The sequence below is a fragment of the Haemophilus parainfluenzae genome (assembly GCF_036288925.1).
In the GTDB taxonomy this organism is placed as follows: domain Bacteria; phylum Pseudomonadota; class Gammaproteobacteria; order Enterobacterales; family Pasteurellaceae; genus Haemophilus_D.
Map to the genome: position 1 here is coordinate 1017793 of NZ_CP127167.1, position 14496 is coordinate 1032288.

The following is a 14496-nucleotide window of genomic DNA, read 5'->3' on the forward strand; positions in this document are numbered from 1 at the left end:
AATTTTAGTGGGTAAATATATAGGAGGTATAAGTGTAGTTCCTTATTGACTAAAGAGGGGCGGGATATTGGCATGATGATAACCATTTTTTCATCTATAGCTATCGCAGTAATAACAACGGTGATAGGAAATAAAAAAAGTGCGGTTATTTTTATTTGTACCGCACTTTTAATGTTTTATTTTTTCATTACATTCCTATGACGACACAGCTTGCTACAGGTTTTGCTGTATCTTGAACAGCAGTTGCGGCATCTCGACTGCTAAATGGTCCTACGCGGACACGATTCCATTCTTCATTTCGCATAATTTGTGCATTTACACCCGCCATCGCAAGACGACCTTGTAAACTTTCTGCTTGTGCGCGATTTTTAAATGCGCCACATTGCAAACCAAATTTTTTACCACCAGCCTGTACTTGCTGTTCAGCAGGTTTCGGTTCGGCTTTTTTCGGTTGCTCTATTTTAGCTGGTTCTGTTTTTACAGGTTCTGCTTTTACCACATCCGCTTTTTTCGGCTGTTCAGACTTTTTAACTGACTCAGGCTTTTTCGCCTCTGTTTTTTCTGTTTGCTGAGCTGGCTGAGCTTGAGCTGTTTGTGCTGATTGAGCTTGTTGTGCTTGAGCTGTGGTTTTTTCTGTATTCGCTGCTTCTTGCTCTTTACGTTGAGCTTCTAATTTTTTTGCTTCCTCTGCTGCCTTTTGCTCTTTTTCCATTTGAATCAGCACTTGACGCTGCTCTTCCGTCAAACGCATATTTTTTTCAACAGAAGAAGGATTATTATCCACCGGCACAGTACGGGTTTCTAATTCTTTAATATAGTGCCATACTTCTTCTGGACGATTTGGTAACACACTTTTCGGTTGCGGTTTTTCTGGTTGAACCGTTGTTGTCACTACAGGTTCAGGCGTTTTGCTTTTTAAGAAATAAAGCCCTAAACCAAAACCTAATACCGCCACTAATGCAAGACCAATTAAGGTATTGCGATTGAAACTTTTCTGTGCTTTCTTTTTATTATTTTTTGAGCCGTTTCGACCGGCAAAATCTCGATGAGCCACGATACAATCCTAAAATATTCGATTAATTAAAATTAAAGTGTAAAAAATACTTAATTCTACTGAAAAACTGTGCATTTTTCTAGGGGATTTTGCTAACTCAAGTCCAATGGATCCACGTCTAAAATCAACCGCACTTGAGAAGGCTTTATTAACTCTGGCGAGTACCGACTTAATGCCGTGTGTAATTGTTTCCGAGAAGCATGCTGTAATAATAACTGCCAGCGATACTGCCCCGCTTTTTTGCTGAACGGTGCGGGAATCGGCCCCAACACTTGCAAGCCTTCAATTTTTTGTTCATAGAAGAAAGAGGCTAATTGTGACAATGCATTTTCCGCCTCTTCAGAATGACGACATTGTGCTTTAAACAACGCTTGGAAACTAAACGGAGGCAAGCCCATATTATGGCGTAACTTCAGCGTTTCTTCTGCAAAGGCTTGGTAGCCTTTTTCAAGCAAGGTGGTTAATAACGGGTGATCCGGATAATGTGTCTGCAAAACCACTTCGCCCTGTTTTTCAGCTCTGCCTGAGCGTCCTGCAACTTGTACATAAAGTTGCGCTAAACGTTCTTCGGCTCTGAAATCAAGGGAAAATAAGGCATTATCTACATTCACTAAAGCAACCAAAGTGACATTCGGAAAATGGTGTCCTTTAGCTAACATTTGTGTGCCAATTAAAATCTGGCTTTTACCTTGCTGAATATCCTCTAAATAACCTTCAAGCTTGCCTTTTCGTGCTGTGCTATCACGATCGATACGTGCAATATTATATTGAGGAAAACGTGCTTTTAGGGTTTCCTCCAGTTGTTCTGTACCTAAACCCGTTGTGACTAAATGTGTTGAACCACAATGGCCACATTGCATCGGCACTGTTTTTTGTGCACCACAATGATGGCAGCGTAAAACGCGCTGATGTTGGTGATAAGTATAAGGTTTTTCGCAATGATGACATTCATCAATCCAGCCACATTCATGACATAACAACACGGGCGCAAATCCACGTCGATTAAGGAACAACAACACTTGGTTGCCTTTTTCTAAGTGTTCTTGCATACGTTGCAATAGCGGTTCGGATAAGCCGTTTTGAATTCGTTGATGTTTTAAATCAATCACAAACTGGCGAAGTGCGGTCGCATTTCCAGCCCTTTTTGATAGCACCAAATGATGATATTTACTATTTTGTACGTTATTCACACTTTCCAAACTTGGGGTCGCAGAACCTAACAAAATAGGAATATTGAGTTTTTGCGCTAACACAATGCCTAAATCTCTCGCATGATAACGCCAACCATCTTGCTGTTTAAACGAGCCGTCATGTTCCTCATCTAAAATGATTAAGCCGAGATCTGAAAACTGGGTGAAGAGCGCCGATCTCGTACCAATCACGATCGCACTCTGTCCTGTTTTTGCTCGCTCCCAAACATTTAAGCGCTGTGTATCATTCAAGTTGGAATGCAATACATCAATTTCTACATTAAAGCGAGCTTGGAACCGTCTCACGGTCTGAGGGGTAAGTCCAATTTCAGGAACAAGCACTAAAACCTGTTTGCCTTTCTTTAAAACTTCTTCAATGTATTGCAGGTAAATTTCAGTTTTACCTGAACCGGTCACGCCCTCTAACAACCACACATTAAAGCCTTCTTGGAAAAGTAACTGGCTAAATGCAAGGGCTTGTTGCTTGTTTAAGGTCAATCGATTATCAAGATTAACTAAAGGATTATTCCCTAAAGCTTGCTGCCAACTTTTTTGTTCTGTAGGCACAATAATCTCTTCCACATAATCTTTGCCTTTAAGGGATGACCAAATTGCGGAACTAATTTCATTGTTACCTTTTTCTAGATCTTGCGTGAGCAACAAATTTAAGGCTTCAATTTGTTTTTTAGCGCGTTTTAATTCACCCGATTCTAATGCTTGTTTTCCAAGGTCCGTAATACGCCAAAAAGTGCGGTCATTTTTTACCGCACTTTCTCCATTACGAAGTTTGACTGGCAAGGCTTGAAACAACACATCACCTAATGCTGCACGATAATAATTAGCCGACCAAGCTAACCAATCCCAAGTTGTGGAATTAAAAAGTGATTCAGCATCAAGCACATCAATAATCGGTTTTAACTTTTCTTTTGCTACATCCGAAGAAGCGGGCAAATCTACCACGATCCCGACTCGTTTTTGCGAACCAAAAGGCACCAACACGCGTCCACCTACGACTGGCATCAAGTCGGGCGAATAGAGATAATCAAAAAATCGGGGAAGCGGTACGGCTAATGCAACTCGGACAATATTCATAACAAAAAACAATTAAAAATTTTCGCTATTATACGGGAATTAGGTGGAAAAATCCCACAACCTTGCCTTTTAGTGTATAATCGCCGCCAATTTTAATTAAGCGAATAAAAACCATGACAGAAGAGCAAAAAACCTTTGCTGATCAAAAACGTAAAACCGTTGAAACGGCTGAATTTACAGAAGATGGTCGTTATAAACGTAAAGTTCGTAGCTTTGTGTTGCGGACGGGTCGCTTAAGTGATTTTCAAAAAAACATGATGAACGATCACTGGGCTGATCTTGGATTAGATTATCAAAACACCCCTTTTGATTTTGCCGCGATTTATGGCAACACGAATCCCGTTATATTAGAAATTGGCTTCGGAATGGGGAAATCTTTAGTGGATATGGCTGAAGCGAATCCTGATAAAAATTATCTCGGTATTGAAGTGCACACGCCTGGTGTGGGTGCCTGTATTGCTTATGCGGTAGAAAAAGGCGTGAAAAACCTTCGCGTGATTTGCCATGATGCCACTGAAATTTTACGTGATTGTGTGAAAGATGGCGAATTGGGCGGTTTACAACTTTTCTTCCCTGACCCTTGGCATAAAGCAAAACATCATAAACGCCGTATTGTTCAACCGCACTTTGTAGAGCAAGTCGTCCAAAAATTACAACGAAATGGCTTTATTCATATGGCAACGGACTGGGAGAACTATGCAGAACAAATGCTTGAAGTGCTTTCAGCCAATGAAAATTTAGTCAATACTGCCGAACAAGATTATATTCCACGTCCTGATTTCCGCCCTCTCACAAAATTTGAGGCACGCGGTCATCGTTTAGGTCACGGTGTGTGGGATTTATACTTTAAGAAAAAATAATCATCGAGATGATGACTATACCCATTACCTTAACATAGGAGAACATTGAAATGACAACTCGTAATCAACGTCAACGTAAAAAACTTCACTTAGCTGAATTCCAAGAATTAGGCTTTTTAGTGAATTGGCAATTTGCTGAAGGTAGCAGCATCGAAACTATCGATGAAACCGTTGATCGTTTTATTGCTGAAGTGATTCAACCAAACGGCTTAGCTTATGAAGGTAGCGGCTATTTACATTGGGAAGGCTTAGTTTGCTTAGAGAAAATCGGCAAATGTGATGAAAGCCATCGCCAATTAGTACAAAAATGGTTAGAAGAGAATAAATTGCAACAAATCGAAATCAGCGAATTATTCGATATTTGGTGGGATTACCCAACAAAAAACGCGTAATATTTTTAAGCACACTTCAGGGCGGATCATTCGCCCTATTTAATAATCATTTTCACTTATTTTTTAACAATTTATTTACATTAATAACATATTTTAAAAATATCCTTGATCTAACTCAATAAAAGTGTATATTTTTTGAAAATTACTCCTTTTAGGTAGTTACTATCTTGTCATTAGAACTGGATAATGCTCCCCTTGAAAATACCGAACTTTAAAGAAAAATATGGCGATTGAAAATCCTTCTCGCAGACAATTATTACGTGGGCAATTTTTACAATCGTTACATTCTGAAAACGCTAAAATTCAAGGTATAAATGCTATCCGTCCACCTTGGTCGGTAAACGAAACAGACTTTACAGATAAATGTACTCGATGCGGTGATTGCATACTGGTATGTGAAACCCAAATTATCGTAAAAGGTGATGGTGGTTTTCCTGAAATACAATTTGACAAAGGCGAATGCACTTTCTGCCAAAAATGTGTTTTAGTCTGCGAACAACCGATTTTTCGTTCATTAGAAGAAGAGCCTTGGGCACATAAAGTTGAGATTACAACGCAGTGCCTCACAGAAAATCGAGTGGAATGTCGAAGTTGCCAAGATAGCTGTCCGATGAATGCCATCCGTTTTCGATTACAGCTTGGTGGTGTGGCAAAACCCATTTTAGATTTAGAAAGTTGTAATGGTTGTGGTGCTTGTTTAAGCGTTTGCCCAACAAAAGCAATAAAAATTTTTAATATTGAAACAAATATCGATGAGTCAATTTAGCGAAAATGAGAACTGGTATGTATGCAGCATTGTTGTGCAAGCCAGACCAGAAAAACTTAACCAAGTCAAAGAAGCCATTTTAGCGATTCCAACTGCTGAAATTCATGGCGAAAAATCTGATGAAGGCAAATTGGTGGTCACCCTTGAAAGTAACCGTCAATTAGCATTAGCGGATCTTATGGATGAAATTAAAGATATCCCAGGAGTGATTGTCGTTTCTTTAATTTCTAATTACTTAGATGAAAAATAAATAATTTAGGTATACATGCCATTTTGTATATTCTAAAAAATTCAACAACGAGTGGGGAAAACTATGGAACTTAATCGTAGAGATTTTATGAAAGCCAATGCTGCGCTTGCAGCAGCAGCGGCTGCCGGTATGACCATCCCTGTTAAACAGGTTGATGCGGCAGAAGATATGGGCATCAAATGGGATAAAGCGCCATGTCGTTTCTGTGGTACAGGATGTAGCGTATTGGTAGGAACCAAAGATGGTCGAGTTGTTGCGACTCAAGGTGACCCAGATGCAGAGGTAAACCGTGGTTTAAACTGTATCAAAGGTTACTTCCTTTCTAAAATCATGTATGGTGCAGACCGTGTAAAAACGCCATTATTACGTATGAAAGATGGTAAATTCCATAAAGAAGGTGACTTTACACCAGTTTCTTGGGATCAAGCTTTCACTATCATGGCGGAAAAAATCAAAGACATCTTGAAGAAAAAAGAACCGAATTCAGTTGGTATGTTCTCTTCAGGTCAAACAACCATCTACGAAGGTTACGCAAAAGTAAAACTTTGGAAAGCTGGTCTTCGTTCAAATACTATCGATCCTAATGCTCGTCACTGTATGGCGTCTGCAGCGGTTGCGTTTATGCGTACATTTGGTATGGATGAACCTATGGGCTGCTATAACGACATCGAAAAAACCGATGCGTTTGTGCTTTGGGGTTCAAACATGGCGGAAATGCACCCAATTTTATGGTCTCGGATTTCTGACCGTCGTCTTTCTTCTGATAATGTGAAAGTTGTAGTTATGTCAACTTTCGAACACCGTTCGTTTGAATTAGCTGATGTGCCTATCGTATTTAATCCACATTCAGACCTTGCAATCCTTAACTACATTGCAAACTACATTATCCAAAACGATAAAGTAAACTGGGACTTCGTTAATAAACATACTAAATTCAAACGTGGTGAAACTGATATCGGTTATGGTCTACGTCCAGAACACCCACTTGAAGTTGCAGCGAAAAACCGTAAAACTGCAGGTAAAATGTATGACTCTGACTTCGAAGAATTCAAGAAAATCGTTGCACCTTATACATTAGACGAAGCACACCGTATTTCTGGTGTACCAAAAGATCAGCTTGAAACCCTCGCGAAAATGTACGCGGATCCAGAACAGAACTTAGTTTCTTACTGGACAATGGGCTTTAACCAACACACTCGTGGTGTATGGGTTAACCACATGATCTATAACGTACACTTATTAACCGGTAAAATTTCTAAACCAGGTTGTGGACCATTCTCATTAACGGGGCAACCTTCGGCTTGTGGCACAGCGCGAGAAGTGGGGACTTTCGTCCACCGTTTACCAGCAGACATGGTGGTTACCAATCCAAAACATGTTGAGCTTGCAGAAAAAAAATGGAAATTACCAAAAGGTACGATTCCAACTGTACCTGGATATTCCGCTGTACAACAAAGCCGTGCATTAAAAGATGGTAAATTAAACTTCTTATGGCAAATGTGTACCAACAATATGCAAGGGGGGCCAAATATTAATGAAGAGATTTTCCCTGGTTGGCGTAATCCTGAAAACTTCATTGTTGTCTCTGATCCTTATCCATCCGTTTCTGCGGTTGCAGCAGACTTAATTCTTCCAACTTGTATGTGGGTAGAAAAAGAAGGGGGCTATGGTAACGCAGAACGTCGTACCCAATTATGGCGTCAACAAGTGAAAGGTCCTGGTGAGTCTCGTTCTGACTTATGGCAAATTGTGGAATTCTCTAAATACTTCAAAACAGATGAAGTATGGGGCGAAGAATTATTAGCTCAAATGCCAGAATATCGTGGTAAGACTTTATATGAAGTACTTTACGAGAATGGTGAAGTAAACAAATATAAAGTACCAACGGATGTTCCAGGATACATCAATGATGAAGCAGAACACTTCGGCTACTACCTACAAAAAGGCTTATTCGAAGAATACGCAAGCTTTGGTCGTGGTCATGGCCATGACTTAGCACCATTCGATACTTATCACCAAGTACGTGGTTTACGTTGGCCGGTTGTTGACGGTAAAGAAACCTTATGGCGTTACCGTGAAGGCTTTGACCCGTATGTTAAAGCAGGCGAAGATGTTGCGTTCTACGGTTATCCGGATAAAAAAGCAATTATCTTAGGTGTGCCTTATGAAGACCCTGCAGAATCACCAGATGAAGAATATCCATTATGGTTATGTACTGGTCGTGTACTTGAACACTGGCATACCGGTACCATGACTCGTCGTGTACCTGAATTACACCGTGCGTTCCCGAACAACTTAGTTTGGATGCACCCAGCGGATGCGAAAAAATATGGCTTACGTCATGGGGATAAAGTGAAATTAATTACACGACGTGGTGAAATGGTTTCTTACTTAGATACCCGTGGTCGTAACAAATGTCCTCAGGGCTTAATTTACACAACCTTCTTTGATGCCGGCCAACTTGCGAACAAATTAACATTGGACGCAACCGATCCGATTTCAGGTGAAACCGACTATAAAAAATGTGCGGTTAAAGTAGAAAAAGCGTAGGATTTTCCTTTTGTTTTTAGTCACTCCTCTCTTTCAAGAGAAGGGAATTTAAAATAAGAGCGGTCAAATTTTGCAACATTTTCACAAAATCGGGCCGCTTATAAAAGGAAACGCAGATGAGACTTGATCCTAACCGTCGTCAGTTTTTAAAAAATGTGACAAGAACGGCTGCCGGAGTGTGTGGGGTTGGTATTATTCTTGGCTTACAGCAACAACAAGCTAAAGCTAAAGAAGGAATCGCCTTACGTCCACCTGGTGCTTTACCGGAAAAGGATTTCTTGGCAGCTTGTACCCGTTGCGGACAATGTGTCCAAGCGTGTCCATATGATATGTTGCATTTAGCTTCGCTAATTTCACCAATGGAAGCGGGCACACCGTATTTTATCGCTCGGGATAAACCTTGCGAAATGTGTCCGGATATTCCATGTATGAATGCTTGTCCAAGTGGTGCATTAAGTGAAGAGCTTAAAGATATCAATGATGCTAGAATGGGCTTAGCCGTCTTGCTGGATCATGAAACCTGCTTAAACTGGCAAGGTTTACGTTGTGATGTTTGTTATCGAGTTTGCCCATTAGTGGATAAAGCGATTACGCTTGAACGCATCCACAATGATCGTACGGGGATTCATGCAAAGCTTATTCCAACCGTTCACTCTGATGCTTGCACTGGATGTGGTAAATGTGAACAAGCTTGTGTGTTAGAAGAAGCGGCAATCAAAGTCTTACCGATGGATATCGCCAAAGGACTGCTCGGTCGCCACTATCGCTTAGGTTGGAAAGAAAAACAAAATGCGGGAAAATCCTTAATTGAGGAACAACATCCGGATGGCTTACGTCCAGCAATGGATGCTCGTACGCCAGAAGACTTACATGAGCCGGTTTATCAACCAATGCAGGTTCAGCCAAACCAAAAAGTGGCAACACCGAATCGTGCAACAATGGATTATGTTCCAAATCCAACCACAGTGCCGGAAGCTGAACAGTTCCCGAATTTGGATTTAAACATTAAGGGGGTTAAATAATGGCTGAAAAATATACCCCGAATAAGCCAAAAGATGCTGGCTTAGAAGCACGTCAAAAACTTGGTTGGTGGCATGCTTATCGCTTTTTAATTCTACGTCGAATTAGTCAATTAAGTATTATTTTAATGTTCTTAAGCGGCCCGATTTGGCAAGTTTGGATTCTAAAAGGCAATTACAGCTCAAGCATGCTTTTGGATACTGTGCCATTGACAGATCCATTGATTACCGCTGAAAGTTTAGTGACAGGTTACCTACCAGAAGTCACAACGATTATTGGTGCCTTGGTTATTGTCATATTCTACGCCATCATTGCGAGCAAAGCCTTTTGTAGTTGGGTTTGTCCAATGAATATTGTGACTGATGCAGCAGCTTGGTTACGCAGAAAATTAGGTATTCGACAATCATTAAAAATTTCACGTCAACTTCGCTATGTGATTTTAGCCGTGATATTAGTTGGTAGTGCAATAACGGGTACACTCTTATGGGAATGGATAAACCCTGTTGCAGCACTTGGACGCATATTCGTCTTTGGAACAGGTGCAACGCTTTGGTTGGTAGCAGTTATCTTCCTATTTGACTTACTTGTTGCTGAACATGGTTGGTGTGGTCACCTTTGCCCAATTGGCGCGATGTATGGTGTGATTGGTGCTAAAAGCCTAATTAAAATTAATGTAGTCGATCGCGATCGCTGTGACCGTTGTATGGACTGTTATAATGTTTGCCCAGAACCGCAAGTATTAAGACTTCCTTTGCACGGTGGATCAGAAGACAGTCAAATCATATTGGCAAAAGATTGTATTACTTGTGGACGTTGCATTGACGTTTGTGCAGAAAATGTATTTACATTTGGTTCTCGCTTTGAGAAACAAATAAAAATTAAAAATATTTAATTATTGAATGGAGTGGATTTCATGAAAAAATCATTTATTTTCATGCTGGCTTTATGTAGTGGATTGGCATTTGCCGATGCGCCGCAAGTTGCAAACAGCATTGATAAAACAGCAGAAAGTATTGCACCAGCATTTACGAATCCTTATAAAGATGTTGGTAATATTCCTGTAACCTTCCCTCACCAACCACCACTTGTTCCACACAGCATTCGTGGTTTACAAGTGACTAAGAATGCTAACCAATGTTTAGGCTGTCACTCTCCGGATGTTGCTCCAACAACGGGTGCACCTCGCGTACCTGAAAGCCACTTTTTAACACGTGATGGACAAAAAACAGAAGGCACTTCGCCACGTCGTTATTTCTGTTTACAATGCCACGTTCAACAAACTAACGTGAACCCAATTATCCAAAATAAATTTGAAACTATTCGTCAAATGCAAGGTAAATAAGGAGCTAAACCATGATTAAATCAAGCATTCAGAAAGTTTGCCGTTGGTTACGCTCTCCGAGCAAAATGGCAATTAGTGGGGTTATTTTATTAACTATCATTGGTACTATCGTTGGAACTAACCTGTTTAATGCTGGAATGGCGACAACTAATACAGAGCAATTCTGTTCAGACTGTCATACTAATGACGTTGTACCTGAGTACCAAGCGTCAATCCACTTTAGTAACCGTTCAGGTGTGAAAGCAATTTGTTCAGACTGTCACGTTCCACATGAATTTATTCCAAAAATGGTTCGTAAAATGCAGGCATCGACTGAAGTTTATGCTCACTTTACAGGTAAAGTCGATACTAAAGAAAAATTCGAAAAACATCGTTTAGAAATGGCTGAACGCGAATGGGCGCGTATGAAAGCGAATAACTCACAAGAGTGCCGTAACTGCCATAACTTCAATGACATGGACTTTACTCAACAAAAAACTGTGGCACAACAAATGCATGCACTTGCCCAGGAACAAAACAAAACCTGTATCGATTGTCACAAAGGTATTGCACATAACCTTCCACACATGGAAAAAGTACAACAAAGCTTTATTCCAGCGGATATGTTAAAAGCAAATGAAAAACCTGCTGATAACAAAGAGGCAAAATAATCTTATAGTAAAATAATAAATCGGCACTCATTTTGAGTGCCGATTTTGTTTTTATTTTTTAAGGAAATCTTTATCAGATAATACCCTTAATGGTTGCATATCGCTATTCCCCATAATAACCAAACTCGGGTCTGAGCGTAAACAGCTACCACCATAATGCCCGCCGACAGTAAAAGTACAGACCTGAACATATTGGTCTTCCACTTTTGGTAAACACCAAAGCTGTTGATAAATACTCTCCTGCTTACCAAAACGACCATCTTTACTATCAAGCACTGATTTACGCTCACCAATCAATTTCACATTATCACCTCGACGACCGGCAATGGGTTTTTGTGCATAACCATTTTTAATCAGCTCAGGCGTCAATTCAAATCCCGCTTCGAGTAGATAACGATGATTTGGGAATAATGACCACAACACTGGTAAAATCGCTTTATTACTTGGAATCGCTGTCCAAAGTGGTTCATAAACTAGAACTTCTGGACGAAGTAACACATCGATCAACCGCACTTTATCTTCCGGATAGCCTGTACGAATTGGTGGTGCCACTTCCATGCCTGTTGCATCTTCACGAAGTTGCTCTAACATAGTTTCCCAGGCCCACGTTTTCCATACTGTTTTTACCTGGTTATCTTCATCATCAATCAAACGACCACGATTATCCCAATGTAATCCCTCGGTCCCATGAATAATTTTGGCTTGAAATCCTGCTTGAACCAGTGCATTGCGCATAAATAATGCGTGATAATCTTCCTCATCATCGTGATCTTGCATAATATGAACAAGTGGCGTGGCTTCACTATGTTTCCAACAATCCGCTAATGCATTACGTAAGCCATCGGCAGGATTATCGCCTATATTCAATCCACCCTGAATTGCCCATCGATTCATAAATTCACCCGCTTCAGCGTGACAAGAAGCTGAATCTGCATTGTATTCATACACTTTCAATCCACGACTATCCATGCAGAAATCTAAACGCCCCGTAATGGTTTGATAACGGCGATTTTGCCAAGATAACCGTAAGCGAGGCCAAAGCAATTTAGGAATATTAAAATATTGTAATAACTTATCGTCTTTTAAGACTTTATCTGTGGCATGCAAATACATTAAATGCAATTCATTGGTTGCACGAATCAACTCATGCTGCGCTGTTTCAGATATCGTAAAATAGCGATATTGATCCGAATGGCTGACTTTATGCCCGCCCATTGCTTTCACATATGCCGCTTCAAATTCATTTTGCTCATTCAGCCATTTATGCTCAAACTGACCATTGTTTTCTATATGTTCAGCATGAATCTCAAGTTTCTCTTTTTCTGGTGTTGGCCGCGGCAGACTGTATTCGGTATCTTCTGTTTGGATCATCCAACCTAAAATTTCTGTATCATCAAAGGTATCATGCAGAAAATAACCACTTTCGGAAACCGTCATCGGTAATTCACGAGTCCATTGCTGCCCACTTGGTAAGCGAGAGTGAATCACGTTTTGCTCGGCAATGCGAATTTTATCTTCTAATACCTCGGTAATGATCGCCACATGCCCCGTATGTTGAAATTCACCGCCCTCCTGCCAAATTAACAATGCACCTGCTTCAGGCTTACGTTTACAACCATTTGCAAAGGCTTGTAAAGGTAATAAGGCATCATTCACCACTTGACGTAAAAATCGTAAAGAAAAGATCTCGTAAGCCATTCCTACATCTGTAAACACCATGCCATGATTGAGATATAAATAACGACGCGCAAATTCCACGCACTGCCATTTGTAGCCCATGTACTCTCTTCCCAAATAACTGCGAAAGGCGGCATCATCGGGATACTCTTTCTCATCTGCTGTATGATAATCGGATGAATAAATCGCAATGCCACCCGGCGCGTAGCCTAATAAGCTCCCGAAAGGATCGTGTGTACTGATGTTTGCTGAACGTTCAGGCATAAAAACTCCCTGTTAAATAACAAATGGAAGTAGTATAGATCTTTTTTCTGATTCCCCCCAAAGGCTTTTAAAAGAAATATCAAAATTTGAATCCCATACAATTTTGAAAAAGAAAAAGGGCTGACAGATGTCAGCCCCCAAAACAAACCTAAAAATAACCGCACTTAAGGTTATTTCACATACCAATGTGCTAATAAAATCCCTGTATTTACTGCAATATTTAATCCGGTTTTTAATGGATTACTTAAAGAAAGGCGCACATTTACATCTTGTTTATCACAAATATCATCCGTACTACCTTCACTCAATACCAACGCGACTTTCTCTGCAAATTTGAGGTGTTCCAACGCAACGCCTTGCTTATTGGTTGATACATGAATAATCTGATAACCAGCTTTACGTAAAGCCGCTAACGCGATTTCAGTACTTTCTGTTTCTAAAATACGAATATGCTTCATCCCGCCTTCAGCTACACGCATCGCAGCGGGCGCATAAAGCTGTTCAACTTGATTTGTTACCACATTTTTAATGCCATAGAAGGCACAAGTACGCACAACGCCACCTAGGTTTTGCGCATTATTGACTTGATCAAGCACGACTAAACAGTCTTCTTGACGCGGTACATCTAAATAACCTTGTAAAGAAAAAGTACGTTGTTTTTTTACTAACATACAAATGCCGCCGTGATGCTCCGTGCCGCTTACTAAGCTTAGCTCATCACTATCCACCACGTGATACACTTTTTTATTTGCGGCTAAATAACTGAAAATCTCGCCAATTCGATGCGCCATTTGCACCGTTGCCCATACGCGAACGATGCTCTCCGGACGTTCTGCAAACAATTCCAAGCACGCATTTTCACCATACACTTTCATTTCTTCAGAGCGGTTCTTTTTAATTTTCTCCGGTGCGCGTGGTGATAATGCGCCTGTTTTCTTTTCTTTCGGTTTATAACTCACGCCAGTGCTTTTTACTGTTACTTTTACCGAGCCACTTTCACCATTGGCTTTATTTAATGAAAGTTCCGCAATTTTCGGCTCTCTGACTTCTTGCTGTTGGAAACCTCGAGAAGGTTTACGATCATCCCGTTTTTTATCAAAGTGCGGTCGATTTCCCTCATGTTTTTCATTATTACGACGATCATCAAAGCGACGTTCTTTATCATTAAATGTGCGTTTTGGGCTACGCTCTTGAAAAGATTTGCTGGAATTGGTTTGGAATGATGGTTTACGTGAATTGCTCATAATTTGCTTCTCGAAGGAAAAATTGGATAATAATTCGCCAAAAAATGCGAAAATTTGTGAGCATTATAACGAAAAAAAACCTTTTTTCTATCAATCTATAAAGGAAATATTGTAAACTAGAAGACTAATTTTTAGTGTAGAGATA

The 14496-nt window shown here is 40.3% G+C and carries 13 protein-coding genes; 9 read left to right on the forward strand and 4 right to left on the reverse strand.

All coding sequences use genetic code 11. The features are described 5' to 3' along the window. Positions 1–187: 187 nt before the first annotated feature. Both ftsN and priA read right to left on the reverse strand, forming a co-directional pair. Positions 188–1054, reverse strand: coding sequence for a cell division protein FtsN (ftsN, locus tag QQS40_RS05200; protein ID WP_289901557.1), 867 nt, complete (start codon positions 1052–1054; stop codon positions 188–190). A 92-nt stretch (positions 1055–1146) separates the two neighbouring features. Continuing rightward, on the reverse strand, positions 1147–3336 hold the full coding sequence (priA, locus tag QQS40_RS05205) for a primosomal protein N' (protein ID WP_329506591.1): 2190 nt from the start codon (positions 3334–3336) through the stop codon (positions 1147–1149). A gap of 113 nt (positions 3337–3449) precedes the next feature. Between priA and trmB the strand changes: the two genes are divergently transcribed. The 9 genes from trmB to QQS40_RS05250 all read left to right on the forward strand — a co-directional run bounded on the left by trmB (position 3450) and on the right by QQS40_RS05250 (position 11166). Then, the gene (gene trmB / locus QQS40_RS05210; protein WP_329506593.1) at positions 3450–4196 is read left to right on the forward strand and encodes a tRNA (guanosine(46)-N7)-methyltransferase TrmB; all 747 of its coding nucleotides are present in this window, start codon (positions 3450–3452) and stop codon (positions 4194–4196) included. Between the two features lie 50 nt (positions 4197–4246). After that, the gene (locus QQS40_RS05215) at positions 4247–4588 is read left to right on the forward strand and encodes a YggL family protein (protein WP_329506594.1); all 342 of its coding nucleotides are present in this window, start codon (positions 4247–4249) and stop codon (positions 4586–4588) included. 223 nt (positions 4589–4811) lie between these two features. Further along, positions 4812–5354, forward strand: coding sequence for a ferredoxin-type protein NapF (napF, locus tag QQS40_RS05220; protein ID WP_289901554.1), 543 nt, complete (start codon positions 4812–4814; stop codon positions 5352–5354). Beyond that, positions 5341–5604 carry a chaperone NapD gene (locus QQS40_RS05225; protein WP_049367905.1) on the forward strand — a complete coding sequence of 88 codons (264 nt, stop codon included), beginning with the start codon at positions 5341–5343 and terminating at the stop codon, positions 5602–5604. The genes napF and QQS40_RS05225 overlap by 14 nt, the downstream gene beginning before the upstream one ends. A gap of 63 nt (positions 5605–5667) precedes the next feature. After that, entirely contained in the window at positions 5668–8154 is a 2487-nt protein-coding gene (gene napA, locus QQS40_RS05230; protein WP_329506597.1) for a nitrate reductase catalytic subunit NapA, read from the forward strand. A 116-nt stretch (positions 8155–8270) separates the two neighbouring features. Next, on the forward strand, positions 8271–9176 hold the full coding sequence (gene napG / locus QQS40_RS05235; RefSeq protein ID WP_049356291.1) for a ferredoxin-type protein NapG: 906 nt from the start codon (positions 8271–8273) through the stop codon (positions 9174–9176). Next, on the forward strand, positions 9176–10066 hold the full coding sequence (gene napH, locus QQS40_RS05240; protein ID WP_126470602.1) for a quinol dehydrogenase ferredoxin subunit NapH: 891 nt from the start codon (positions 9176–9178) through the stop codon (positions 10064–10066). The genes napG and napH overlap by 1 nt, the downstream gene beginning before the upstream one ends. A gap of 21 nt (positions 10067–10087) precedes the next feature. Continuing rightward, complete coding sequence (locus tag QQS40_RS05245) at positions 10088–10516, forward strand: nitrate reductase cytochrome c-type subunit (protein ID WP_049356295.1); 429 nt, start codon at positions 10088–10090, stop codon at positions 10514–10516. A gap of 11 nt (positions 10517–10527) precedes the next feature. Then, complete coding sequence (locus QQS40_RS05250; protein WP_289901551.1) at positions 10528–11166, forward strand: NapC/NirT family cytochrome c; 639 nt, start codon at positions 10528–10530, stop codon at positions 11164–11166. A 51-nt stretch (positions 11167–11217) separates the two neighbouring features. On the opposite strand, the gene gss is transcribed toward QQS40_RS05250, so the two are convergent. After that, complete coding sequence (gene gss / locus QQS40_RS05255; RefSeq protein WP_289901550.1) at positions 11218–13107, reverse strand: bifunctional glutathionylspermidine amidase/synthase; 1890 nt, start codon at positions 13105–13107, stop codon at positions 11218–11220. A 170-nt stretch (positions 13108–13277) separates the two neighbouring features. Continuing rightward, positions 13278–14351 (reverse strand): TrmH family RNA methyltransferase, encoded by a 1074-nt coding sequence (locus QQS40_RS05260; protein ID WP_329506602.1) that lies wholly within the window; start codon positions 14349–14351, stop codon positions 13278–13280. Positions 14352–14496: the final 145 nt, after the last annotated feature.

What these genes read in the sequence shown, in the direction of transcription:
- napF (WP_289901554.1), top strand. Translation starts at nt 4,812, where the DNA reads ATGGCGATTGAAAATCCTTCTCGCAGACAATTATTACGTGGGCAATTT.
- QQS40_RS05225 (WP_049367905.1), top strand. Translation starts at nt 5,341, where the DNA reads ATGAGTCAATTTAGCGAAAATGAGAACTGGTATGTATGCAGCATTGTT.
- gss (WP_289901550.1), bottom strand. Translation starts at nt 13,107, where the DNA reads ATGCCTGAACGTTCAGCAAACATCAGTACACACGATCCTTTCGGGAGC.
- trmB (WP_329506593.1), top strand. Translation starts at nt 3,450, where the DNA reads ATGACAGAAGAGCAAAAAACCTTTGCTGATCAAAAACGTAAAACCGTT.
- napH (WP_126470602.1), top strand. Translation starts at nt 9,176, where the DNA reads ATGGCTGAAAAATATACCCCGAATAAGCCAAAAGATGCTGGCTTAGAA.
- QQS40_RS05215 (WP_329506594.1), top strand. Translation starts at nt 4,247, where the DNA reads ATGACAACTCGTAATCAACGTCAACGTAAAAAACTTCACTTAGCTGAA.
- QQS40_RS05260 (WP_329506602.1), bottom strand. Translation starts at nt 14,351, where the DNA reads ATGAGCAATTCACGTAAACCATCATTCCAAACCAATTCCAGCAAATCT.
- napG (WP_049356291.1), top strand. Translation starts at nt 8,271, where the DNA reads ATGAGACTTGATCCTAACCGTCGTCAGTTTTTAAAAAATGTGACAAGA.
- priA (WP_329506591.1), bottom strand. Translation starts at nt 3,336, where the DNA reads ATGAATATTGTCCGAGTTGCATTAGCCGTACCGCTTCCCCGATTTTTT.
- napA (WP_329506597.1), top strand. Translation starts at nt 5,668, where the DNA reads ATGGAACTTAATCGTAGAGATTTTATGAAAGCCAATGCTGCGCTTGCA.
- QQS40_RS05245 (WP_049356295.1), top strand. Translation starts at nt 10,088, where the DNA reads ATGAAAAAATCATTTATTTTCATGCTGGCTTTATGTAGTGGATTGGCA.
- QQS40_RS05250 (WP_289901551.1), top strand. Translation starts at nt 10,528, where the DNA reads ATGATTAAATCAAGCATTCAGAAAGTTTGCCGTTGGTTACGCTCTCCG.